The sequence below is a fragment of the Myroides profundi genome (assembly GCF_000833025.1).
Lineage (GTDB): Bacteria > Bacteroidota > Bacteroidia > Flavobacteriales > Flavobacteriaceae > Flavobacterium > Flavobacterium profundi_A.
Genome location: NZ_CP010817.1, coordinates 729933 through 755882, shown reverse-complemented (window position 1 = coordinate 755882; position 25950 = coordinate 729933). Strand labels below are relative to the sequence as shown.

The 25950-nt window shown below is 32.8% G+C and carries 27 protein-coding genes; 9 read left to right on the top strand and 18 right to left on the bottom strand.

The window, feature by feature from the left end; translation table 11 throughout:
- The first annotated feature begins 9 nt into the window (after positions 1-9).
- The 3 genes from MPR_RS03420 (at position 10) to MPR_RS03410 (ending at position 2554) form a co-directional block, all read left to right on the top strand.
- Positions 10-1338, top strand: a complete 1329-nt coding sequence (locus tag MPR_RS03420) for a RagB/SusD family nutrient uptake outer membrane protein (protein WP_041889141.1) — start codon at positions 10-12, stop codon at positions 1336-1338.
- Positions 1339-1475: 137 nt separating this feature from the next.
- A complete protein-coding gene (locus MPR_RS03415; protein WP_016650223.1) occupies positions 1476-2237 on the top strand; it encodes a LytR/AlgR family response regulator transcription factor in 762 nt (253 codons plus the stop codon).
- Positions 2238-2347: 110 nt separating this feature from the next.
- Positions 2348-2554, top strand: coding sequence for a hypothetical protein (locus tag MPR_RS03410; protein ID WP_041889138.1), 207 nt, complete (start codon positions 2348-2350; stop codon positions 2552-2554).
- A 3-nt stretch (positions 2555-2557) separates the two neighbouring features.
- On the opposite strand, the gene MPR_RS03405 is transcribed toward MPR_RS03410, so the two are convergent.
- Entirely contained in the window at positions 2558-3055 is a 498-nt protein-coding gene (locus MPR_RS03405; RefSeq protein WP_006257203.1) for a YkgJ family cysteine cluster protein, read from the bottom strand.
- A 63-nt stretch (positions 3056-3118) separates the two neighbouring features.
- Between MPR_RS03405 and MPR_RS03400 the strand changes: the two genes are divergently transcribed.
- Complete coding sequence (locus MPR_RS03400) at positions 3119-3829, top strand: class I SAM-dependent methyltransferase (protein WP_041889135.1); 711 nt, start codon at positions 3119-3121, stop codon at positions 3827-3829.
- Between the two features lie 47 nt (positions 3830-3876).
- Here MPR_RS03400 and MPR_RS03395 read toward each other — a convergent pair whose 3' ends face one another.
- From MPR_RS03395 to MPR_RS03355, 8 genes are all read right to left on the bottom strand, one after another.
- Positions 3877-4281, bottom strand: coding sequence for a DUF2059 domain-containing protein (locus tag MPR_RS03395; RefSeq protein WP_006257205.1), 405 nt, complete (start codon positions 4279-4281; stop codon positions 3877-3879).
- A 39-nt stretch (positions 4282-4320) separates the two neighbouring features.
- On the bottom strand, positions 4321-4953 hold the full coding sequence (locus tag MPR_RS03390; RefSeq protein WP_041889132.1) for a 7-carboxy-7-deazaguanine synthase QueE: 633 nt from the start codon (positions 4951-4953) through the stop codon (positions 4321-4323).
- Between the two features lie 116 nt (positions 4954-5069).
- Positions 5070-6725 carry a tetratricopeptide repeat protein gene (locus MPR_RS03385; RefSeq protein ID WP_041889128.1) on the bottom strand — a complete coding sequence of 552 codons (1656 nt, stop codon included), beginning with the start codon at positions 6723-6725 and terminating at the stop codon, positions 5070-5072.
- 34 nt (positions 6726-6759) lie between these two features.
- A complete protein-coding gene (locus MPR_RS03380) occupies positions 6760-7716 on the bottom strand; it encodes a PstS family phosphate ABC transporter substrate-binding protein (protein ID WP_041889125.1) in 957 nt (318 codons plus the stop codon).
- Between the two features lie 335 nt (positions 7717-8051).
- A complete protein-coding gene (locus tag MPR_RS03370) occupies positions 8052-8903 on the bottom strand; it encodes an energy transducer TonB (RefSeq protein WP_041889122.1) in 852 nt (283 codons plus the stop codon).
- Between the two features lie 24 nt (positions 8904-8927).
- Positions 8928-9467: an ExbD/TolR family protein gene (locus MPR_RS03365; RefSeq protein ID WP_041889120.1), complete on the bottom strand. Its 540-nt coding sequence runs from the start codon at positions 9465-9467 to the stop codon at positions 8928-8930.
- 18 nt (positions 9468-9485) lie between these two features.
- Positions 9486-10115, bottom strand: a complete 630-nt coding sequence (locus tag MPR_RS03360) for an ExbD/TolR family protein (RefSeq protein ID WP_006257211.1) — start codon at positions 10113-10115, stop codon at positions 9486-9488.
- Positions 10116-10197: 82 nt separating this feature from the next.
- Entirely contained in the window at positions 10198-11037 is an 840-nt protein-coding gene (locus MPR_RS03355; protein ID WP_006257212.1) for a MotA/TolQ/ExbB proton channel family protein, read from the bottom strand.
- Between the two features lie 339 nt (positions 11038-11376).
- On the opposite strand from MPR_RS03355, the gene MPR_RS03350 reads away from it, so the two are divergent.
- Entirely contained in the window at positions 11377-12909 is a 1533-nt protein-coding gene (locus MPR_RS03350) for a helicase HerA-like domain-containing protein (RefSeq protein WP_041895146.1), read from the top strand.
- A gap of 44 nt (positions 12910-12953) precedes the next feature.
- On the opposite strand, the gene MPR_RS03345 is transcribed toward MPR_RS03350, so the two are convergent.
- The 8 genes from MPR_RS03345 to dtd form a co-directional block, all read right to left on the bottom strand.
- Positions 12954-14288: an FAD-dependent oxidoreductase gene (locus MPR_RS03345; protein WP_041889117.1), complete on the bottom strand. Its 1335-nt coding sequence runs from the start codon at positions 14286-14288 to the stop codon at positions 12954-12956.
- Between the two features lie 305 nt (positions 14289-14593).
- The gene (locus MPR_RS03340; protein ID WP_041889114.1) at positions 14594-15679 is read right to left on the bottom strand and encodes an agmatinase family protein; all 1086 of its coding nucleotides are present in this window, start codon (positions 15677-15679) and stop codon (positions 14594-14596) included.
- A gap of 132 nt (positions 15680-15811) precedes the next feature.
- The gene (gene kynU / locus MPR_RS03335; protein WP_041889111.1) at positions 15812-17089 is read right to left on the bottom strand and encodes a kynureninase; all 1278 of its coding nucleotides are present in this window, start codon (positions 17087-17089) and stop codon (positions 15812-15814) included.
- A gap of 154 nt (positions 17090-17243) precedes the next feature.
- Positions 17244-18293, bottom strand: coding sequence for a tRNA preQ1(34) S-adenosylmethionine ribosyltransferase-isomerase QueA (queA, locus tag MPR_RS03330; protein ID WP_006257217.1), 1050 nt, complete (start codon positions 18291-18293; stop codon positions 17244-17246).
- Positions 18294-18427: 134 nt separating this feature from the next.
- A complete protein-coding gene (locus MPR_RS03325; RefSeq protein ID WP_006257218.1) occupies positions 18428-19654 on the bottom strand; it encodes a 3-phosphoshikimate 1-carboxyvinyltransferase in 1227 nt (408 codons plus the stop codon).
- A gap of 7 nt (positions 19655-19661) precedes the next feature.
- A complete protein-coding gene (locus MPR_RS03320) occupies positions 19662-19988 on the bottom strand; it encodes a nucleotide pyrophosphohydrolase (RefSeq protein ID WP_006257219.1) in 327 nt (108 codons plus the stop codon).
- Between the two features lie 2 nt (positions 19989-19990).
- A complete protein-coding gene (locus MPR_RS03315; protein ID WP_006257220.1) occupies positions 19991-20194 on the bottom strand; it encodes a hypothetical protein in 204 nt (67 codons plus the stop codon).
- Positions 20194-20646 (bottom strand): D-aminoacyl-tRNA deacylase, encoded by a 453-nt coding sequence (gene dtd / locus MPR_RS03310; protein WP_041889106.1) that lies wholly within the window; start codon positions 20644-20646, stop codon positions 20194-20196. The genes MPR_RS03315 and dtd overlap by 1 nt, the downstream gene beginning before the upstream one ends.
- 198 nt (positions 20647-20844) lie before the next feature.
- On the opposite strand from dtd, the gene MPR_RS03305 reads away from it, so the two are divergent.
- Both MPR_RS03305 and MPR_RS03300 read left to right on the top strand, forming a co-directional pair.
- Positions 20845-22176 (top strand): metal-dependent hydrolase family protein, encoded by a 1332-nt coding sequence (locus MPR_RS03305; RefSeq protein WP_041889103.1) that lies wholly within the window; start codon positions 20845-20847, stop codon positions 22174-22176.
- A gap of 383 nt (positions 22177-22559) precedes the next feature.
- Positions 22560-23060 (top strand): hypothetical protein, encoded by a 501-nt coding sequence (locus MPR_RS03300; protein ID WP_041889101.1) that lies wholly within the window; start codon positions 22560-22562, stop codon positions 23058-23060.
- Between the two features lie 350 nt (positions 23061-23410).
- Here MPR_RS03300 and MPR_RS03295 read toward each other — a convergent pair whose 3' ends face one another.
- Positions 23411-23764, bottom strand: a complete 354-nt coding sequence (locus MPR_RS03295; RefSeq protein ID WP_041895143.1) for a hypothetical protein — start codon at positions 23762-23764, stop codon at positions 23411-23413.
- Between the two features lie 210 nt (positions 23765-23974).
- Here MPR_RS03295 and MPR_RS18085 point away from each other — a divergent pair, with 210 nt between their 5' ends.
- Entirely contained in the window at positions 23975-24508 is a 534-nt protein-coding gene (locus MPR_RS18085; RefSeq protein ID WP_052472632.1) for a transposase, read from the top strand.
- 23 nt (positions 24509-24531) lie between these two features.
- A complete protein-coding gene (locus MPR_RS03285; RefSeq protein ID WP_041888823.1) occupies positions 24532-25410 on the top strand; it encodes an IS3 family transposase in 879 nt (292 codons plus the stop codon).
- Positions 25411-25950 lie beyond the last annotated feature (540 nt).

Below are 25950 nucleotides of genomic sequence, written 5' to 3'. Positions count from 1 at the left end.
TGTATCATAATGAAAAAAACAATATTAATATTAAGTAGTTTATTCTTAAGTCTATCCTTTGTTAGTTGTGATGACTTCTTAGATATACAGCCAAGTGGAAAAATTATTCCTGAAACAGTTGAAGATTATCACAAGTTAATGTTCACTGCTTATGTAAACTACCCAAATCATAAATCTTTAAGTAATTTCCGTACAGATGAAGTAAAGATTACAATAGATGAAGAATCTTCAAAAATTTTGTCTGTAAAAGATGTTTACACTTATCAAGATGTAAATCCATCTAAACAAACTCTTAGTTTTGGATATACTCAATTTTACAAAACCATTTTCTATACAAATGATTTGATTAATAATGGAGTAAATACCATGCAAGTAGGAGATCAAAAAGAACAATTATTAGGAGAAGCTTATGGGTTAAGAGCTTTAGCATACTTTGACTTGACTAATCTATATGCTAAACCTTATGACAAAGCAACTGCTGCAACAGAACCTGGTATTGTCTTACAATTAACACACGAAATAGAAAATAAAAAGAAGAAATCAACAATAGCTGAAGTTTATACTCAAATACATTCTGATATAAACAATGCAAAAAAACACCTAAAAGTAACTTCTTTTGAAATAGGAGAAAATCATCGCTTCACATTAGCTGCAATATACGCTTTAGAAGCAAAAGTAAATCTTTATGAAAAAGAATACGAAGCAGCTCTTGTAAGTGTAGATAAAGCTTTACAATACAAAAGTGAATTACAAAATCTAAATAAAGATATTAATACATCTGTAGCAAGCTTTAAATCTGTCGAATCAATCTTAGCTTTAGAAGAAGGTTTAACTGAAGGTATACAAGAAATTGCTTTAGTCTCTGATGAATTATATAATATTTATGATAGAGAAAGTGATTTGCGTTTTAATACTTCATTTCAACTAGTAAAAGGAGAATACATTAGTAAAAAAACAGGAAATGGAGAGATGAAAGCATCATTCCGTACTTCTGAGTTATACATGATTAAAGCGGAAGCATTAGGTCACTTAAACAGATTAGCAGAAGCTAAAAGTACAATAGAAAAATTGATAGTTAGCAGATATAAGCCAGAAGCTGCTGCAAAGGTAATACAGCAACTTTCTGGTTTAGATCAAAAAGGATTTATCTCTTTTATACTTGACGAAAGAAATAAAGAGTTCGCTTTAGAAGGTCACAGATGGTTTGACTTAAGACGTTTAAACCAAAAGAAAATAGTACACAAATTTGGTAATGACACGTTTATTCTAACAGAAAATGATTTGAGATATACGTTGCCATTCCCAAAAGAAGCAAGAGAAAACAACCCAAATCTATAGTCTTCGCCAGACTCATAACCAAAAAAGCCACTCGATATCGAGTGGCTTTTTTAATATCTCTTCCCTTAATTATAGCCTAGAGCTCTACATGCTAAGTCTAAATTATATTTTATACTTTTGTATAAATTTATCACCACATGAAAATTGCTATAGTAGAAGACGAAAGCTTAGCTTCAAATTACTTACATTCTTTGCTTTTAAGACAAGAACACCTTTCTATAGATGATATAGTTATCCTATCATCTGTAAAGGAAGCTACCGCCTTCTTTTTAGCAAATAAAGTTGATTTGATTTTCATGGATATCCATTTAGGTGATGGAAAGAGTTTAGAAATATTTGAACATATAGAGATAAAAACACCTATTATCTTTATTACTGCTTATGATTCTTATGCTATACAAGTGTTTAAGCAATTCACGATTGACTATATACTGAAACCATTTACTAGCGAAGAATTAGATGATGCTCTAATTAAGTTTAAAGAGATTAGTAAACAATTTGAGATTGCTCCTACCTTAGACAGTTTAGCTAAAATAGAAAATGGGAATGATTCTTCAATCAAAGAACGTTTTCTAGTAAATAATGGGCATAAATTAAAATCTATAGAAAAAGATCAAATAGCATACTTTGTTGCTTCTGGTAAACATTTATTCCTATATACTTTTGACAACAATTCATACATCTATGATGATACGATAAAAGATATCATTAGTAAACTAGATAGTAAAACCTTCTTCAAAATAAATAGAAAGTATATCATTAATATAAAATCAGTAGCTGATATTATTAAACATAATAGTCAAAAAATAGAACTTAAAATTACTCCAAATCCTGAAGATGAGTCTCCTATTTTAGTAAGTAAAAACCAAATACTAGATCTTAAAACTTGGTTGAGTTAATTATTTCTATACTCATTATTATAAAGGCTAAATTTTCTAATACTTTTAAGATAATTCAGTACTTATAATTGTTATATTTGAGATAACACAATAACATAAACTAAAAAAATATGGATTTAGGTGAGCGCTTAATCAACTTTGTTGATACGATATTAGATATGTTTAATGCTATAAAAGGCTACTTAGAAAATGCTGTAGCTTTTTTTGAAAAGCTAAAAAACAAAATCATAGAACTACTAGAGTATTTTACTGAACAAGTAGAAGACATCACAGAAGAGAACTTGAAAGCATTAGAAGAAGAGCACTTCTTCATCTAATACTTATTTTAATATAATTCGTCTCTTCATCTCCTCTACTACTTCATAAGCAGCAGGACATATCGCTACATTTTTAAGTGTAAGATTAGATATTTGATTAAACTTCTTTCTATCTGTGTGAGGATATTCACGACAAGCTTTAGGTCGAACTTCATATATCATACAGTAATTTTCATTATCTAAAAATGTACAAGGGAGACTCTGTAAGACATAATCACGATCCTCATCAATATATAGGTACTTATCTATAAATTGCTGGGGTTTCATTTTTAAATGCTTTGCGATACGTTCTATATCCGCATTCGTAAAAAGAGGCCCAGTTGTTTTACAACAATTAGCACAACTCAAACAATCTGTTTTCTTAAACACATTGTCATGGATTTCTTGCATTTGATAATCTAAATCTTTAGGTGCTTTCTTTTTTAGTTTATCAAAATACTTTTTATTTTCATTATGCTTATCTTTGGCCAACTTGGGAAGTTGTGAAAGTGTTTTATCCATTTGCATTCTTTTGGATACAAAATTACAACAACTCTACTTTAATTTTAAAAGAAAGATTAAATAATGAAAGACCTTTTAGGAAAAGCTATTTTAGATTTTCAGACAAATAATCATCCACAGAATGTAATCACCGAAACAGATATCTCTGAAGCAGAAGAAATGGATATTGCTTATCTATTTAGAAGTTATAAAGAGATGCCAAAGATCGAACAAAAGGCTCTTAATCTGGCTAAAGGAAGAATACTTGATGTAGGATGTGGAGCTGGTACTCACACTTTTTATCTACAAGAAAAAGGAGCTGATGTAAAAGCTATAGATATTTCTCCTAACTCTATAGAAGCTTGTAAACTAAGAGGAATCAAAAATGTATCTGTTCAAAACTTACTAGACTTATCAAACGAAAAGTTTGATACTATTCTGTTATTAATGAATGGTACAGGTATCTTCGGAAGATTAATAAATACAACTAAGTACCTACAGCACTTAAAATCTTTATTAAACCCTGGTGGGCAAATACTAATTGATAGTTCTGATTTAATCTATATGTTTGATGAAGACGAAGATGGAGGTAAATGGATACCAATGGAGAACAAAGATTATTATGGTGAATTAACCTTTACTGTTGAATATAAAGGAGAAGTTGATGATCCTCTTGAATGGCTGTATCTTGATTACAACACACTTCAAAACGCAGCTCATAGTAATGGACTAGAATGTGAACTTATTACAGAAGGTGATAACTGTGATTACCTAGCAAGACTAAGTATCCAATAAATCGAATAATAAAAAAAGCTCTATGTTTTCACACAGAGCTTTTTTTATTATTCTTGCATATACTTCATCATAATACCTTGTAGTCCTACTGCCCATTCCTCTCCAACTTTTTGACCTTTTTCAAAAAGCACTTCACTCTTATCACTAAGTTTTTTACCTACTGGAGACTCATAAAACTGTATAAGTTGCTTAACATCTTCATGACTAAATTCTGTCATATACATCTCTGCCATCTTATCAACTAAAACAACCATGCTTGCTTTTAATTCTTTTTCAAAATCTGCACGTTTAGTTTCCTCTACATTTAATGACAATTCTTTAGTTAACAATTCAAACGTCTTTAATTGTCCGCTTAAATCCATATACTTTTTAGTATCAGCTTTAAATGCATCTTGTGCAAAAGAAAACTGAGCTACTAATACCATTGCAAAAGCAAGTATTATTTTTCTCATAGTTTTTATTTTTAAACCTTCTTGTAAATTTAAAGCTATTTAAGGAATATCCAAATATTTATGTGTTTGAACAGAAATTTTCCACTTAGGGTTTTTCTTTACATACTCAACAATAAGAGGATTCATCTCAGCGCGTTTACTCCACTCCACTTGTAATAACAATAGTGCATCTTTATTAACTCTTGCTGCTTGCTCTTCTGCAAAAATGAAGTCATGCTTATTGTATATCACAACTTTTAATTCATTTGCTGCGTCATACACACTTTGAGTTGGTAATTTATTCTTTTTAGGAGATAAACATATCCAATCGAAATCACCTGTTAATTCATAAGCACCAGACGTTTCAATATTCGTTTGTAGACCCGCTTTCTTCAATTCAGCTGTAATCACATCTAAATTATACATCAAAGGCTCACCTCCTGTTATAACAGCTAAATTAGCTTCTTCACTTGCACGTGACACTATCTGCTGAACATCAGTTAAAGGATGTAATTCAGCATCCCAACTCTCTTTTACATCACACCAATGACATCCAACATCACACCCACCTAATCTAATAAAATACGCTGCATGACCAGAATAAAATCCTTCACCTTGAATAGTATAAAACTCTTCCATTAGAGGTAATATTCTCCCTTCATCTAATGCTTCTTTATCGTAATCTTTCGTCATTTTACTTTTTACATTAAGACAACAAAGATAAACGATAATAACATTCTAATAAACAATAACAAAAAAAACTCAACTGTAAAATCACAATTGAGTTTTCTTGATATTTAATATTCTAATTATTGTAATACTTTAATAGTACTCTTTGCAAACTCATTTTGAGGATCCAACTCTAATACTTTATTAAAGAACTTGATAGACTCAGCATTTTCTTCTTGATTCGCATGATAAGTAGCTAAAGAAGTATAAGCTTCAATTACTCTGTCTTTATTATCAGCTTTATCTAAAGTACCTGCTTCTGTAAGTTGTTTAATAAAACCAGAATACGCTTCATATACTTTCTTATAAGCCTCATCATCTTTCAGAAGACGATTAGCTCTAGCTTTAAAGAAATAAGCTTCTGCTAACTTAGCATCACCTTCAATTGCTATTGCAAAATATTTATCTGCTTCTTTTAAAGCTTGCTCATTATTACCACTTTCATCATCTCTTCCTAATACATAATAACAATATCCTGCGTAATAATTATCATAGACATAGTTGCTTTGTCCTTTAATAGCTCCTGAAATCACAAATACATCAATAGCTTCTTTTAGATTATTCTTTCTGAATAATTCTAGGCCTAATGCATGGAATTCTTCTGCTACTTCAGGGTCAACTTTAATAGCTTGTTTTAAACTTTCTATGCCTTTAGCATAATATCCATTGTTCTCCTTAGCGATATTCAAGTAACTAACACCTAAATATAGATGATCTCTACCAATAGTTTTTTTTGCTTTTGAAATATACTTTTCTAAACCTTCTACAGCTACAGCATAATTAGCATTATGATATCCAGCATAACCTAAGTATCTAAAAATACGGTTATTTACTCCTTCTTCATTTTTAAGAGAATTAGCTAAGCTTTCCAATTTTGTATACTCTCCTGTTACCAAAAGAAAATCAGCATACTTCATTCTTGCCTCAATAGAGTTATCTGAAGCACTGATATACTTTTGAAAATACTCTTCAGCTTTGACCATATTTTGCTCTTTCTTAGAACTATCCTGAACTGACCATAAATAGTAACTATCAGCAATTTCTCTTAATGCAGGAGCATAATTTGGATTAACAGCTAAAATTTCTTCACATGCTTTTATAGCCTCAGCAAAACCACGTCCTCTTTTAGTGATAATAGCCAATTGTAATTTAGCATCTAACAATGACTCATCATATGATATTGCATTTCTAAATGCAGAGAAAGCCTCATTAAAGTTATTCTCAGCTAAATAAGCCTTACCTAAAATATTATATGCGTTTGCATTAGTGTAATCTGCGTTAATAACATCCTGAGCTATTGCAATTGCTTCTTTTGGTAATTTATTCTCTGAAGAAATATAAGCTGAAGCAACTAATAACTTTTCATCATAGTCCTTTTTTCGAATACTATTTAAAGCCTTATCTAAATTTTCTTTAGCTACAGGCACGTTGTTTTCTTCCAAGGCTAATTGTCCTAATCCTATATAATTAAGGAAACCTTTACTCTTAATTGCTATACCCTTCTCAAAATAAGAGCGAGCAGATTCTACTTCATCTTCTAGTAAGAACACATCCCCTAAATAATAGTAGTTCTTACCATCATTAGGTTTACTTTCAACTAAAGACTTTAAAATAGCCTTTGCTTTATCATATTGTTCATCCTGAATAGCCTTCTTCGCTGTTTCTAAGTCTTGAGCAAAGCTTGTAGCGCTAATTAGAGCTATTGCAAGTAATGATTTTAGATTTCTTTTATTCATAATCTAGATATATAATTTGATTTAACGATTTTTCTTATATTTCTTTTCTCACGTTTAATTCTCTAGGAGGAACTTTAAATGGTACTAGATTTGATTTCAAAACAATTCGTTGTCCCTTATATCCAGCGATATAAGAAGCATATCCAACACCTAAACCAGATTTTCCTTGAATATCCACTACATACAAATCTCTAGTAAGTGGATATGTTCCCTCTGCTATATTATTCTGTGATGGCTTATAATACTTACTATCCTTAGCATTCTTAACTGATAGTACTTTTAATTGAGCTACTTTCTCTTCTAATTCTACAGTTGGTTGAGTAAGCCAATTCAAACCAATAACACCTATCGCATCAGAATTCTTACTAACATAATCAATCACACTTTCAGTATCACCAGCAAAATAGGCATAATCCTTTGTGAATTCACTAACACCAGCTTTTTCCTTGAAAGAAGACACTATACTAGAATTAATATTATCAAAAACTAAGATCTTCTTATTTGATTTATCGGCAGAACTACTTTTTAAATTATTCAGAATCCCTTGATAATCAACAATACTATCATTAAAAACCTTACTTGTTACAAAGACAATTGCATCAGTTGCAAAGTGAGTCATCTTAGGCTTTACCCTACCTTTAAAATGTTCTACTTCTAAATCTGTAAGTTTACGAGGTAACACTGCTACACGAATCGAATCATTCATTAGCATATTCAATACTTCTCCTTCAGATTTCTTAACCAAATCCACCTTTACTCTGTTATACTCATACATAAATACTTCATTCACCTCATTCACTATTGGATAAACTGATTCATCAACAAGAATTCGTGTATAACCAGAAACTGGTGTTTCATCTAATGCTTTATAATCTATCTCCATATTACTCTGAGTAGATTGTACTTCTTTCTTTTTACATTGTATGAAAACAACTGAAAATGCAGTAAAAGCTAAAACATAGCTTAAAACTCTAAAACCTCTTTTTATCATTTAATAAGTAGTATCTAAAAAATCTTATTTTATAAAGATAGAAAAAACAAATAACTTCAATTGTTAAGATTTGAACAAAAAAAGAAAGCCGCTAAAAGCGGCTTCATATTTTAAGAATCAATCCTGATTCCAAAGTCTTATAAATCTAAATACTCCATACACAATTAATAATCCTCCGAAAAGCATTCTATGTGTGTATTCAAGGGCTATAGGCATATTATCCCAAAACAAAAACATGCAACCTAATCCTAAATAAAGTAAAAAGAAGCATAGTCCGAAAACAAACAGAAATCGCTGTACTAGCGATTTCTGTTGAAATTTATTTTTAAACATACCTATTGTACTTGGATAGTAATTGGTAATGTAAATTGTGATCTAACACTTCTATTGTTTTGAATAGCTGGTTTCCATTTTGGCATAGATTTAAGTACACGTACTGCTTCTTTACCAGCACCGTAACCTGGGTCACGAGCAACTTTAATATCAGTTAATGAACCGTCTATCTCGACAATAAACTGAACGATAACTTGGATTCTTTTCACTCCTGAATCGATATCTGGTGTTCTGAATCTACTGATAAATTGTTTGTTAAAAGCCGCCATACCACCTGGGTATTCTGCTCTAACTTGTACTGCTACGAATACCTTATTAGGGTCTCCATCTCCAGATACTTCTTGTTTTTTATCTTTATCAGCTTCACCTGTACCTTCTCCAGTTTTGATTTCACCTTTTTCCTTATCCCCTTTAGCATCTTTCACTCCTGGATCTGCATCCTTAAGTTCTTCTTGATTAGTTAACTTTTCAGTTACTTCCTCTTTTTTCGCTACTTCAGGTTCAACGAATTTTTTAGTATCATTCACGTTCTTCACTTCCTCTACTGGTGGTGGTGGAGGTGGAACTTCTTCTGGTGGTGGAGGTAATTCCTCTACCGGTGGTGGAAGATCGATCTCCTTAATTTCTAAAGGCACATCGTATTTCTCCACGTTTTTAACTCCAAAAGTACCTTTTGCCATGTCTATCAACATTGGAGAAGCAATTGCTAATCCAAAAAGAGCCATACCAGCAAACAAAGCTACTGTAGTAACCTTTGGGTTTTCTGATCTTAATTGATAAGCTCCGTAAGATTTGTTACGTCCTTCGAAAACAATATCAATCCAATCTTTTTTAAAGATATTTAATTTTGACATTTCTTTTTATTATTTAGACGTTAACTATTTCTCACCTAAGAACTCTAAATCCTTATCAGAGATATCAACGATAGCATAAGTTTTAGTACCTGTAATTGCCATTTCGTCTAAGATATCTACTAGATTACGATAATTTGATTTCTCACTAGCTTTGATAATTACAATTAAGCCATCTTCAGGATTTTGAGAATAAGCCAAAGCTTTTTTGGTATTCTCCATAATTACTTTTCTTATCCCGTTTTGACCGTATGAACTATCTGTTGGTCCTTCTAATGGTGCATTAGGCATACCTAAGTACCATTTTATTTTATTATCCGCTCCGATTAAGACAGTCATCGTACGATTCTCATCTACTTTCGTTTTATCTTCTTTCTTTGCTTCTTCAGACTTGTCTGGCATAGCTAAGTTCATCGACTGCGGTTTATTCATTGATGTAGTCAACATAAAGAAAGTAATCAATAAGAAAGCAAGATCCACCATCGCAGTTAAATCCACTCCAGCATTCTGCTTTTTACTTCTTACTTTTTTATCCTTGTCGCCTCCACCTGTATTTAATTCAGCCATTTACAGTTTGTTTAATGATTAAAAATCCTCATTTCTTAGACCTGTCACCAAATAGAATTTGTTTAGACGTTGCTCCTGCATAACATCCATAACACTTTTCACTTTTGGATAGTTTACAGTTGCATCAGCTTTAATTGCTACTTCAAGAACTTTATTGTTCAAGTCTTTAGCTACAACACGAGCAGTCTGAACCCAATCCTTTAATTGGTTATTTACAGAATCTGTAGGAATCCCAGGTTGGTTTGAAGTAACTTTATTTCTAACATCTGGCGGAAGATTTAAGAAACTTTTCAAATCTTGCATTGGTGTACCAACACCTTCTAAGAATGAAAAAGTCTTTTTCTCTTCATCATTAAATTCTATATTGTAACGCTCTCCCATTTTTTCAAGAGTTGCGATACGATCCTCTCTACCTAAAACCCCAAAGAAAACCTTTTCTGATCCTTCTTCACCTCCGATAGTAACTGTAGCTAAATTCACCTCTGGTAATTTAGTTTGTACTGTTGAAGATGGAGTATCCACAGGTAATGGTTCTGGCATTTTAGCAGTAGAAGTCAATACGAAGAAAGTCAAAAGTAGGAACGACACGTCACACATTGCGGTCATATCCACTCTCATACTTTTCTTTTTCATTTTACCTTTTGCCATTGATAGTGTTTTTTTATAAACTAAACCTGTATTGATTCTAAGTCTACACAGGCTTAGTATTATTATTATTTACTTATTCTAATTACTTTACTAAACCTTTGAATCTTCTGTAAGATTGAGTAATAGCAAATCCTGCTTCGTCAATTGAATAAGTTAATCTATCAATTTTAGTTGTAAATGAGTTATACATAACAATAGCTAATGTAGAAGTACCAATACCTGTTGCAGTACATACTAACGCCTCAGAAATACCTGTTGCTAATGCTGCTGAGTCAGGAGTACCAGAAGTTGCTAAAGCTGAGAACGCTTTAATCATCCCTGTTACTGTACCTAATAATCCTACTAACGTACCAATAGATACTAATGTAGCTAATACGATCATGTTTCTTTCTAACATTGGCATCTCTAATGTAGTAGCCTCTTCGATCTCTTTTTGAATAGCTTCAGTAGCTTCTTCGCTATTGAATCCTTCTTTTTTCATTTCTTCATACTTGATTAATCCAGCTTTTACTACGTTAGCTACTGACCCTTGTTGAGCGTCACATGCATCCATAGCCTCGCTGATTCTTCCAGCATTGATGTTTCCTTGTAAGTCTTGTACGAATTTACCTACATTACCTTTTCCTGATGCTTTAGAAATTACAAAGAATCTCTCGATTGAGAAAACTACAGTCATTGTTAATAATCCAATTAACGCCGCTACTACAATTCCTCCTTTATAAACCATTCCCATGAAGTTCCCTGGTAGTGGATGTCCGTTTTCTGGATCACCGTTTTCAAAGTTAGCTGGGTTACCCATTACAAATTTCCAGATAATGTAACCAAATACAATACAAAATACTACTGCTAGTGATGCAATTACTCTGCTTGCTCCTGAACTAGATCCTTTTTTCTCAACTGATTCGTTTGATACTTTTGTCATCTTTTTAAAAATTTAATTCTTTTTTTTTCAATTATTACTTATTACTTATTTTCTCTTTTAAAACTAATGAGAGTCGCAAATTTATGTTTTTAGATCAAATAAAAAAATTTATAATGATTTTTTTCAACTCTTTCTTTCTTGATTTAACACAGAGGAAATTTAACACCCCGTATTAAAAGGAAATGTTAAGCTAAGGTAAAGATAACAACTCTAAATGAAATAAACTAAAGCATTTTTTACATTACCTTCAAATTTAACATTTCAAATTTATATATAATTTATTTTGCGAATACATTATCTTTGTTAAAGTTTAAAGATGTTTTTTACAAAATGACAACTATGAATAAAGAAAATTTCAGCACTAATCTCCAACAAGGCTATTCTTTTAAAGGAGATTATATTACTATAGGTGCAGCAAAATTAGAAGGTGAGATTCTAGCCGATCACTTTATCAATATTCCACTCAAAACCATTAATAGACATGGACTTATAGCGGGGGCAACGGGTACTGGTAAAACCAAAACAATACAAGTATTATCTGAGCAACTTTCTGCTAAAGGTATACCTGTTTTAATGATGGACATTAAAGGGGACTTTAGTGGTATAGCAATGAGTGGTGTAGAAAATGACTTTATAAAAGACAGACATTCTAGGATGAACTTGCCTTTTACCCCTTCTGGATTCCCTGTGGAGCTATTATCAATTTCGCAACAAAATGGCGTAAGACTTAGAGCTACCATAACTGAATTTGGTCCAATCTTATTCAGTAGAATACTAGATTTAAATGAAACTCAGTCAGGTATCGTCTCTCTTGTATTTAAATACTGTGATGATAAACAACTTCCTTTACTCGATTTAAAAGACTTTAAAAAGACACTTCAATACTTAACTAACGAAGGAAAAGAAGAAATAGAAGCAGAATATGGTCGTATTTCCGCAGCTTCAACTGGCGCTATTATTCGAAAGATAATAGAATTAGAACAGCAAGGAGCAGATATATTCTTTGCAGAACCTTCTTTTGATATACAGGATTTAATGCGCATTGACGAGAACGGGTATGGGTATGTAAACATTCTACGTCTAACAGATATACAAGACAAGCCTAAACTTTTCTCTACTTTTATGCTAAACCTACTGGCACAAGTTTATTCTCAGATGCCAGAACAAGGAGATAGTGGACAGCCAGAACTAGTAATCTTCATAGATGAAGCACACTTAATATTTAACGAAGCTAGTAAAACACTATTAAATCAAATAGAAACCATCGTTAAGTTAATCCGTTCTAAAGGAATAGGAATTTACTTTATCACACAGAATCCTACTGATATTCCTAATGGTGTACTAGCACAACTAGGTCTAAAAATACAACATGCATTACGCGCATTCACAGAAAAAGATCGCAAAGCAATAAAAACTGCTTCAGAAAATTTCCCTTCTACTGAATATTATAAGACGGATGAGATTATTACTTCTATGGGAACAGGAGAAGCTTTAGTAACTGCTCTAAACGAAAAAGGTATCCCTACCCCACTTGCAGTATGTACTATGCGTGCACCTATGAGTAGAATGGATATTTTATCTGATCAAGAAATAAATAACCTCATAACCAAATCTTCTCTTGCTAAAAAGTACAATGAGTATTTTGACAGAGAAAGTGCTTATGAAATATTAAATGCAAAACTTGAAGCTCTAAAACAAGAAGAGCAAAAGACAAAAGAAACAAAAACAAGTGCTACTAAAACACAACAAGGAAATAGTGATGTTACAAAAGGAATTATTAAAGTTGTAACTAGTGCTACTTTTATAAGAGGCGCTTTTGGTATCTTAAATAAAATATTATCAGGAGGAAACTCTAAGGGTAAACGTAAATAAATTTAAAAGGGTATATGTGATCACATATACCCTTCTTCTTTATATTATAGAAGAGACTTTATCTTATTCATCACTTCTTCACTATCCCATTTGTGTATAATCTCATCCATTTTCATGACCTCATCCATAATACCTGCCTGTCTATCCCCTTCTGCTAAAGCTGATACATAACTTTCTGTACTAAATGTAACCCTATCATATAAAGGTAACCACAGACTAGGGTACTTAGCTGCAAATTTTGCCTCGATCTTTTTTCTTAACAAGAACATATCATCAGCCGTATCCTCACTCATCTCTCTAAAGTTGCGATAAGACAGCTCTGCTATAGCATCTCCATTAGGCTTTCTTTCTTCTTGGTATTTTTTTAATACATCAAACCAACTACCACTTCCTACCTGATTTATTATTTGATTTAACACATATACATCTTCCAATCCCGCATTTAATCCTTGCCCATAAAAAGGAACTACTGCATGTGCGGCATCACCGATAAGAGCGACCTTATCTTCAGACACCCAAGGAAAGCACTTCATTGTAACCAATGAATTCACAGGGTTCTCTCTAAATTGTTCCAAATAATTTGGTATCAAAGCGTCTACATCCTTAAAGTAAAAACTAAAGAACTTTCTAATTTCCTCATCCGTTTGAACAGTATTAAAAGAGACTTCCCCTTCATAAGGCATAAATAATGTACAAGTAAAAGAACCATCAACATTCGCCAAAGCAATAAACATAAAGTCTTTTCTTGGCCAAATATGAAATGCATTCTTAGATAACTGATGTTCTCCATTAGGCATTGCTTCTATACGAAGTTCTTTATATCCTAAATGTAGATATGATTGTTGATATTCGAATCTACTTTGTTTTTGCATTTTAGATCTGACTCTAGAATATGCACCATCAGCACCAAAGATCAAATCAGTTTTAATCTCATTCCACTGATCACTCTCTTTCTCTGCTGTATATAAGATCCCTTCTTTTAGATTAACATCCCATATAGGAGTATCAAACTTAAATAACACACCTTCTCTTTCTGCAATAGAAATCAAATCTTTATTTAACCCTCCTCTCGAGATTGCCCATATTGAATCTCCTTTTATACTATAAGGTTGATATTTGACATTTCCATCCTCAGTATGGATTGCTCTTTCAGACATTGGGATACCTAGTTCCCTTACCTCATCTTCTATTCCTAATTCTTTTAATATGCGCCACCCTCGATCTGATAAAGCTAAATTAATAGACCTTCCTCTAAAATCTATATTTCGAATATCCTCACTCTTATCATATACTGTTACTGTATAGCCTTTCTTTTTTAAGCTGATTGCCAACACCACACCTACTAATCCACTACCAACTATTGAGACATCTTTTACCATGACGCTAACTAATTTATTTTTAACAAATTAAAATACAAATCCTTTGATTACTTATATTTTAACTCCAATATTCTAAGTATATTTAAGCAACAACACAACTAACAGATTCCCTATGAAAGATTTAATTTGGATCCTAGTGATACTTCTTTTAACAGGGTGGTATCTCTTTTACATCGTCTTCAATATAGAACATATTTTAGTCTCTATATTGCTATTTGCTGCCACTATACTTTCTTTGTATAATATATTCTTTTGTGACAAACCTATAAAAAAATAAAGAGTCTCGTGAGACTCTTTATTTTTGTTTATTTTTTAAACTCTATCTTTTGTCCTACTGCTAAGCCTTGTGATTTTGCAAATGCTCCACACATATGGAACAATAATCTAGCCCCAACATTTCCATCCCAATCATCTTCTCCTGGTGCTACCTCTACTAAATCCATCCCTATAATTAACTTATTAGATTCTGATAAACGAGTAATCATATAAGTTGCTTGCTCATAAGTTAATCCTCCTGGTACTGGTGTTCCTGTATTTGGACAATACCAAGCTAATAAAGCGTCAATATCAAAACTAATAGCTACTTTCTCAGGTAATGAAGCGATGATTTGATCACATTTATCTTTCCAACTCATCCCTTCAAATTCATCTTTCTTCAAATCTGCATCAGTATGTACTAACACTCTACCATCAGCTTCTACTACTGTTGCTACTTCTTGCTCACAGAAATCACGAATACCTACTTGTACAATTGTCTTTACTTGAGGTAATTTTAAAGTATTGAACATAATAGACGCATGAGAATAAGTAAACCCTTCATAAGCATCTCTTAAATCCATATGTGCATCAAAGTGTAAAATACCAAAAGCATCGTGATGTTTTGCTAAAGCATTGTAATATCCAAATGGAGTACTGTGATCTCCTCCTAATAATACTACGCGTTTTCCTTTTGTCATCCAGTAAGATACTTTCTCTTCTACTTCTTTGTGAAATTTATCACATACTGCATTGATTGTATCTAAATCTTTTTGTAACTCTGGTAAGTCTGCAATGTTCTCACCATTCTCAAGTGCTTCAATGATTGGCTGAGCCATTTCTTTATACTTCGCACTATCTGTTGCCCAATGTTCTGGAGCTTCATCTATATAAATACCCAATTTCCATAAATCAGGATATTGTTGGTGTAATAAGTCTACTTGATAAGAAGCTTCTAATATAGCTTCTGGCCCTTCTGACGCCCCTGCTCCATAACTTACTGTTACTTCCCATGGTGCTGGTACCACTATAATCTCACTTTCCTCTGCTGTAAAAGGCAATCCATATATCGTCGCATCTGCTAACCCTGGTTGAGATGGATCGAAATTATCTATCTTATTTTGTTTAGTTGACATCGTATTTTATTTTTTTGCAAATGTAATTTAATTTAAATGATAGACAAATCAGGCAAATTAAATTCTATTAAATAACTATTCATTCCTTATTTTCTCTACTACACTAATGCAGTAATATATCATACTAATAATCTAAAAAAGACTATCTGCTTTTTTCAGAATCTCTCCGAAACGATATATATCTTCATAAGAAGTATAGAAAGGAACTGGTGCTAACCTAACTACATTAGGCTCTCTCCAATCTACAATTACTCCTTCATTCATTAAATACGAAAACAGATCTTTACCCTTTCCATGAAGAAAAACAGAAAGCTGACTTCCTCTTTCGATTTCTTTTTTAGGCGTGATTAATTCATAATTAGCATTAACCGCTTTAGCCACATCCTCCATTACAAATTCAAGGTAAGCAGTAATCTCTCTCTGTTTTGTTATCAAAGCCTCCATTCCCACTTCATCGAACATCTCTATAGATGCTAAATAAGGAGCTAAGCTAAGAATAGAAGGATTACTAATCTGCCATCCATGTGCACTCTCTACTGCATCAAATTTTTTCTCCATTAAGAAACGACGTTCTTTATTATGTCCCCACCATCCAGCTAATCGAATCAAATCTTTATCTGTATGATAACGTTCATGAATGAAACAGCCTGATGCACTACCTGGCCCAGCATTCATATACTTATAACTACACCATGCAGCGAAATCTACATTCCACTCATGTAACTTTAACTCTATATTACCAGCAGCATGAGCTAAATCCCATCCTACCTTAGCTCCATATTGATGAGCATGAGCTGTAATGGTTTTGATATCAAACACCTGCCCTGTATAATAGTTAAGTCCTCCTATTAATACTAAAGCAACCTCTTCTCCTACTTCATCTATCTTTTCTAATATATCCTCTAATCTAAAGTTATGTTCTCCAGGTCTTTTCTTTAACTCTATAATAGCTTCTTTAGGTTCTAACCCATGCAACCTTACTTGAGACTGTATCAGATATTGATCACTCGGAAATGCTTTCTCCTCACATATAATCTTATACTTACTAGCAGTAGGACGATAAAAAGTAGTCATCAGTATGTGAAGGTTAACAGTCAATGTATTCATCACTGTAATTTCTGACGACTTCGCTCCTGCTATTCTACTCAATGGTTCACTTAAACGTTCGTGGTAATCCCACCAAGGTTTCTCTGCGTAGAAATGCCCCTCTACTGCTAAAGCCCCCCAATCATTCATAACCTCATTGACATACTCTACAGCTCTTTTGGGTTGTAGTCCAAGCGAATTACCTGTAAAATATATAACCTGTTTTCCATTTACCTCTGGAAAGTTAAACTCATCTCTGTACTTAGCTAAAGGATCTTTTTCATCTAAGCTCTTTGCATAAGCAAGTGTATTTTCAAAAGTCATTATATAGGAGTATTTCTGATTAAGTATTAACTGTAAATTTACTTCTTTTTAAACAAATAAGTTCCTAAATATAAGATAAAAGTCCGCTCTATGCTATTCATAAAAAAAGCCTTTGAGAATCTCAAAGGCTTTCTAATTTATTTTGATTGATCTATTACAGAATCAACATTGCATCTCCGTAAGAGTAGAATTTATATTTCTCTTCTACAGCTTCTTTATAAGCTTTCATCATTAAGTCATGTCCACAGAATGCAGAGATCATCATTAATAATGTTGACTTAGGCATGTGGAAGTTAGTCACCATACAATCAGCGATACTGAAATCATAAGGAGGGAAAATAAATTTATTTGTCCATCCCACGAATGGGTTTAACGTTTGACTAGAAGAAACAGAACTTTCTAATGCACGCATACTTGTTGTACCGATAGCACATACTCTATTCTTTCTCTCTTTAGCTGCGTTTACAATATCACAAGCTTCTTGATTCACAAACATCTCTTCTGAATCCATCTTGTGTTTAGATAAATCTTCTACCTCTACTGGGTTGAAAGTACCTAAACCGATATGTAATGTTACATTAGCAAATTCAACACCTTTTATCTCTAAACGTTTTAATAAGTGTTTAGAGAAGTGTAATCCTGCTGTTGGTGCAGCTACAGCTCCTTCTTCAGTAGCATAGATAGTTTGGTAACGCTCAGCATCTTCTGGCACTACTTCACGATTAATGTACTTAGGAATCGGAGTTTCTCCTAATTCTTGTAATTTAAATCTAAACTCTTCGTAAGAACCATCGTATAAGAAACGTAAAGTTCTTCCTCTAGAAGTTGTATTATCAATTACTTCAGCTACTAATGAATCATCATCACCGAAGTATAATTTATTACCGATACGTATTTTACGAGCTGGGTCTACTAATACATCCCATAAACGTTGTTCAGCATTTAACTCACGCAACAAGAATACTTCAATTCTCGCACCTGTTTTTTCTTTATTACCGTATAAACGTGCAGGAAATACTTTCGTGTTATTTAACACCATCACATCTCCCTCGTCAAAATAGTCAATTAAATCCTTGAATAATTTGTGCTCTATCGTCCCAGTTTTACGATCTACTACCATTAGGCGTGCCTCATCTCTGTTCTCTGCTGGAAACTCTGCCAATAATTCTTCAGGCAAATCAAAATTAAAGTTTGATAACTTCATTGAATATGTGTTTTGTTAGAAAATAATACTAAACTAATTTGGAAATCTAAGAGTATAGATGTCCAAATTGAGTACAAATATACAACCTCAGAGTAGGGGTTGTCAAGTATTTAGCCATATTTAATTTTACAGCTCTATTTTTTAACAATATTTACACCGATTTCAGCCAAACAATCCCAGTAATTTATAAATGACTTAGTTACAACCTCTGCTTCTAAAATAGTAACCTCTCCTTTCAGAGATAATGGAGCAAAAGCCATAGCCATTCTATGGTCTTGATAAGTTTCAATCTCTATTCCTTCTCTCATCCCTTTAGAAGGGTGAACAACAATAGATTCTTCTGTGATATCAACCACACCACCTAATTTAGTTAGCTCATTCTGTAAAGCCACTAAGCGATCTGTCTCTTTTATTTTTAAAGTATGTAGTCCAGTCATTTCACAACGAATGCCTAAACCAAAACAAGTCACAGCTATAGTCTGTGCCAAATCAGGAGTCTCTATCAAATCTGCTTTAAACTCAAAGTCTGTCTCTCTTACTTTTTCTAATTTTATGGTATAGTCTTCTAAGTATGTAGTCTCTACACCTAGTATAGTATACAGTTGACTTACTTGACTATCTCCTTGTAAGCTATCCTCTTTATAACTCTTCAGTTGCATAGTCGTTCCTATAGGTGACAGTGCTACAAAAGAATAGAAGTAAGAGGCAGATGACCAATCTGATTCTACTGTAAACTGTTCTGTACTAGCCTTGACTAAAGGTTTTACACTAATGATGTTCCCATTAAAAGAGCTCTCCACTCCTAATTGGCTTAACAACTGTAGAGTCATCTCTATATAAGGACGAGAAGTAATATTACCTACCAAGTGTAATTCTATTCCATTCTTTAACCTAGTCCCTACTAATAATAGTGCTGTGATATACTGACTACTCACATCCGCAGGTAATTCTACCTTACCTCCTATTGCGATTTGGCCTTTTATATGAAGTGGAGGATATCCCTCTTTCTTACTATATGTGATATCAGCCCCTAACTGTCTTAGTGCTTCCACTAGTACACCGATAGGTCTTTCTTGCATACGACTACTCCCTGTCAGAGTAAGCTCACGAGTACTACACAACGAATAATAAGCTGTCAAAAATCGCATAGTAGTCCCCGCGTGATGTATATCTACTACATCACCCGTAGATGCTAATGCACCTTGCATGGCACATACATCATCAGAATCAGATACATTCCCTATCGTTAAAGATGGAAACAACTCTTGCAATATTAATAATCTATTGCTTTCGGATTTACTACCAGAGATAACAAGCGTCTTGTCATGCTCTACTTTACTTTTTAACAGCTTAATATTCACGTATTCTCTATTTTAATTTTTCATTATTGTGGTGACGGTCGTGATCTCTCTTTGTTTTCAAGTCCATCTTTTTGTCAAATGCCTCTTGTAGATTCACACCAGTCTGATTCGCTAGACACATCACTACGAATACTACATCTGCTAGCTCCTCGCCTAAATCTTTATTCTTATCACTTTCTTTTTCAGATTGCTCTCCATATCTTCTAGCGATGATACGAGCTACCTCTCCTACTTCTTCTGTAAGCTGAGCCATATTCGTCAATTCGTTAAAATAACGAACACCGTGTTCCTTAATCCAATTATCAACTGCTAACTGTGCATCTTGAATATTCATAATTACTTATTTTTTGTTTTAAAAATTCTTCCTTTTACCCATTTGTCATAAACGAACATCAGTGCGATAAAGATAATATACTTTACCACAAAACTAATTAAACACTGCTCATCACCTGAAAAAGCACAACCGACCTCATCTGTTAAGAACCACGTCATCATCACATAGATAACCGTGAATAAACTAAACTTTACTAAACTATTCATTATTCTTTATTTTGACTATCTATTACGATTGTTACAGGTCCATCATTTAGCAATTCTACTTTCATATCCGCTCCGAATTTACCTGTTTGTATACGTTTACCTAAATCATTTTCTAACTTATCTATAAACTTCTCATACATAGGTATAGCGAAGTCTGGCTTAGAAGCCTTAATATAAGAAGGTCTATTTCCTTTTTTCGTAGAAGCATGTAAAGTGAATTGACTTACTAATAATACCTCACCATCTACTTCTTTTACAGACTTATTCATCACTCCATTCTCATCTTCGAAAATACGCAAATTCACAATCTTACCTGATAACCATTCTATATCTAGTTCTGTATCAATATCCTCTACCCCTACTAAAACTAAAAGTCCTTGTCCTATATTACCAACTACACTACCTTCTACAGTCACAGAAGCCTTTGTCACACGCTGGATTACTACTTTCATCTCTTTGTTCTTTTTTATTCTATTACTTACAAACTTAAAAACTTTCTAAAGTTCTACCTTCATTTCATTAGATTAATTTCTAACAATAAAGTAGAATCAGTTACTTCATAAAATATTATTAGGCAGAAAGCTACTTTTATAATAACTTAGAGGCTATATAATTTGCACACAGAACAATCTTCTAATTTTCCTTATTTTATGAAATTAAAATCCATAATAGCACTTTTTGTTGTTAGTACTTCTATCACATTTGCTCAGACCAAACAAGTTCTTATTGAGAATGTAAGAATCCTAGACCACAAGACTGCAGCCCTTACTGCGCCTATGAATGTCCTAGTCTCTGATCAAAAAATAGAGAAGATAAGCCCTTCTTCTATTTCTGTTAAAGGCAAAGATGTTACTAAAATCAATGGAAATGGAAAAACACTTATGCCAGGATTAATTGATGTACACGTACACATGGTATTCGGAGCTTTGACTATGGAACAAATGATGTCCCCTAATGCAACTCCTGAAAGCTTAATGCAAAATGTAGCTGTAGGAGCACACAGCATGCTTATGCGTGGTTTCACAAGCGTTAGAGATGCAGGTGGTCCTATATTTCCTTTAAAAGCAGCTATTGATGCAGATAAGACTGCAGGTCCACGTATTTGGCCTTCAGGTGCTACTATCAGTCAGACTGCAGGACACGGAGACTTTAGAACTCCTAATGAGCGCTCTAGACGCTTCTTTGGGAAGCCTTCTCGTGCAGAAGAGATGGGAGCTACTTTTATAGCAGATGGTCGTGACGAAGTACTTACTGCTACTAGAGAGAACCTACGCTTCGGTGCTAGTCAGATCAAAGTAATGGCAGGTGGAGGAACTTCTTCTGCTTATGATCCTATCGATGTTACACAATATACTTTTGACGAAATCAAGGCAGCTGTAGATGCAGCAGAAGATTGGGGTACTTATGTGATGGTGCACGCTTATACTCCTAGAGCAGTACAGCGCGCTATAGAAGCTGGTGTGAAATCTATCGAACATGGACAAATGCTAGATGAAGAGACTCTAAAAATAATGGCTGAGAAGAAGATTTGGTTAAGTCTACAGAACCTAATGGACAACAACGATAATATGGATGCGCAACGCAAAGAAAAACGCAAACCTGTATTAGAAGGACAAGACAAAGTATGGCCATTAGCCAAACAGCTAGGAGTAAAACTAGCTTGGGGTACTGACTTCTTATTCGAACCAGAATTAAACAAAGAGCAAAATGATTATATCCTGCGTTTACAAAAATGGTTCACTAATGCTGAAATCCTAAAGATGGTCACTCAAGATAACGGAGAGTTACTTCAGTTATCAGGATTGCGTAGTCCATACCCTGGTAAACTAGGTGTAGTAGAAGAAAATGCTTATGCAGACTTACTACTTGTAGATGGAGATCCTCTAAAAGATTTATCTCTTATTGCTAATCCTGAGAAGAACTTTATCTTAATCATGAAAGGTGGTAAAATCTATAAAAACACCATCAATACAAAGAAATAAGAATATCATTATAATATCAGAAGACTGCCTAATAAGCAGTCTTTTTTGTTTTAGTTATAGCCCATTGCTAGTCATTCTAGTTTTAATCCAAAATATGCAATAGACATATAAACGAAAAGCAATGATACAAAAGAGGTCTTACTTAGAGATACAAACATACAAGAGTATGGTTTTAAAACTAATGAAGGAGCTATGAAGTAGAATGACTCTGCAGTATGTGGCTAATGCAATTTTAGGTTTAACCTCACTAAGGCTATAAAAATTCAATTATCTTTGCGCAGTTATTTTATGACCTACATGATTTACTTCTTTATAATAAATCAGTAGTGTAAAATAACAAGGCTACTATCAAGCCTCCTTAAATTAAAATGTAATTCAAAAATATGAGAACAGAAATTTGCTCTTGTGAAGGTTTAGATCCTTTTTGTGATAAATGCTTTGGAACTGGTCATGCTCCTTTATCAACTTCAAAAAAAACTGTAACTAAACAGTCAAGCAAAGTAAAGCCGATTAAAAAAATAAAATCTTACTTACCTGAGAAAATAGACTCTTTAACTAAAATAGAAATAGATGCACTCGCGATAAAGATTATCTCTACTTTAGACTTAAAGTCTAAAAAACAAATGCAGATTCTTAATTCTATTCCTTTTAGTACATCTACTTTTAGAAGAGATTATAAAGAAAAGTTTATTGACTTAGAAAATATCGAAACTGAAAAACAACAATTGAGAAATGACTTATTTATTCTTGATCAAGAAATAGTATCAAAGAACTATAGAAGCCATTTCACATTCAGACATTTCTTATCTGATAAAGACGTTGATGTAACATCTAATCGAGAACTTAAAGGTTTAATTAGAGAATACAAAAAGCTTAAAAAATAAGCTGTTTTCTAAACCAAAACAAATACATCTGTACAGTTCACCTGTAGCCTCACTTCATGTTGTCGCGGATACCGTAATCCGTGACATCGATTAGAGGATACACACAAGACATTGTATATCTTCCCACTGTATAAAAACACATTTAACAAGCTCTATACTTGTGTTATCTCCATTGTTCATAATCTGTATGAGGTGACATCGTTTGGGTGACTTTAAACGCATTTATATATTGTAATCATGCATTCTAACCTCTATACTTGTGTTATCTCCACTGTTCATAATCTGTATTAGGTGACATAGTTTGGGTGACACACAAGATATTGTGTCTCTACTGTAAACGCATTTATATATTATAGAACCTCTGCTCCTATTAAAAAACCTTTAAAAGCGTCTTTATACCGGTACTCCGCAAAGCATCTTACACAGATAACTCCTAATGACTTATAAAGACAATCTAAAGAAGTTAAATCTTCGTCTTTACTAATCTCATATCTATCAGCTAATCTTAATCTATCCCTTGTCTCTAGACTTAAGACATAACTAAATTCTAGTTTATCCTCTATATCGATATGCATCACTACTTTTATCTTGCACAGACTTGTAGATAGCACCTCTTCTCCTAATTGTATTTTATCTACTAGGTCTTGCCCTATACAAGATATGATACCACTTAATCCATGTTTAGAGCAACTAATCATTCCCATATATTCTAATTTTAAACATAACATACTACCTAAGCACAATAGATAGCTTCAAATCAAAAAGAGCAAAAATAAAACAAATAAAACTTTATTTTAACAAAAATAAAAACACATAAACCTTTAAATTAACAATTAAAACTCATGTATCTTTCTACTGAATTCGTGTTGCTGACCCGTCCTAAAAAAACTGTACAGTTTTTAAAACATTAAAAGATGGGAAGAGAACCAAAAAACAAAGAGCGTTATCATTTAAAATTCATAGAACAAATAGTTCAAGAAATAGAGAATGGAGCAAGTCAAAATTCGGTAATTCGCGAGTATAGCCTAAATAAATCTACGCTAAATCGTTGGGTTAAGAAATATGCAAGTCCCGAGTATCATGCTACACGTAAGAATAAAGTTTATTCAGAAAGCCTTAAACGTCAAGTAGTTCATAGTATTACAGAACACCATATGACAGCACAAGAAGCCTGTATAATGTATGGTGTAGAAAGTATAAGTACAATAAATAACTGGTTGTTAGTTAATTATAATAAAAACATAGATATTTGTAATGAAATTGTTATTCCGTCACTTATGGAAGAAAAAACATCCAATACAGAATCTTTAGAAATTAAAGCTTTAAAAAAGGCTTTATCAGAGGCACAATTTAAGATAGTAGCTTTAAATACATTGATAGATGTAGCAGAGAAAAGTTTGGATATTGATATCAGAAAAAAGTCTGGTTCCAAGCAGTTGAAGAAGTAAAACTCTTATACCCTAATAAGGGAATAAAAAAAATATGTCAACTGTTTGGTAAAACTCGAAGTGCTTATTATCAGTCAATAGACAGATACGCAAGTCAATCTATTAAAGATGAGATTATTCTTCAAGAAGTTTTAAATATTAGAGCTACTCTACCAAGAGTAGGTACTCGAAAACTTCAACATATGTTACAAGAACGCTTAGGTTCGCACAATATAAGCGTAGGAAGAGATTATCTGTTTGATTTATTAGACAGTCATAAAATGTTGGTTAGGCAACGAAAGCGCAAAGCATATACAACAGACTCCAGAGCTTGGAGAGGACAGTATTTAGACTTGTATAATGGAGTAAAAGTTACTAGACCAGAACAATTTTGGGTAAGTGACATCACCTATATCAGGTTAAATAATACTTGGGGCTATTTAAGTTTAATCACAGATGCTTATTCTCATAAAATAATGGGCTATAGTTTTAGCTTAGATTTAACTACTAATGGATGCTTACAAGCCTTGAAAATGGCATTAAAGAACAGGATTTATACAGAGAAACTTATTCATCATTCAGATCGAGGATGTCAATACTGCAGTAGTGTTTATACTAAAATACTGATAGAAAACAACATATCTATTAGTACAACACAAGGTGGTGAACCAAGAGATAATGCAATAGCTGAGCGTGTAAATGGTATAATTAAAGGTGAATTTGATTTAAACTATTCAAGTTTAGGTTATCAAAAAACGATTGATAAAATTAAGAATAGTATAGAAGCTTATAACCAAATTAGACCTCATGATAGTTGTGATAGGTTAACTCCAAATCAAGCTCATTTAAAGACAGGTATTCTAACTAAGAGATGGAAGAATTATTACAAGACTAATAAACAAAAACAACAACCTGTGCAGTAATAAAAGGTTTAATAAAAATCTGTACAGTATTAAGTAGGATTATTAACTATAACTGTACAGTTATAGTAGGACGAGACAAGTCTTAGTTGCGTTGAGTCCGTAGTGAGTCCGTTATGAGTCCGTAGTGACTCCGTTTTTTGGGCTAAAATAACGGACTCACTATATACTCAAATAGCTTCTATCATTCACATATACCTAACATACCACTATGAACCTTAGAGCTACTCAAAAACTGTATTCTAAATAATCACATCATATTTAGACATCATCCTATCCTCAACTATTTTTATATTATAAGAAGTAATTCTAAATAACAAACAACACATAAAAAGCAATAAAACTAAACACAAAAACAAAACAAATACCTAATAACCAATAAAATAAACAAACAAAAAACCTATAATACAACTAAGCTTACTTTGTAAAAAACTCACGTATTGTAGTTTTTTAATACATAACTAATCTAAATAAAATCATTGTTCGTTTTGAAAAGTAAAAAAACTCCTTACTTTTGCACTTTAATTTAGAATTAGTCTTAAT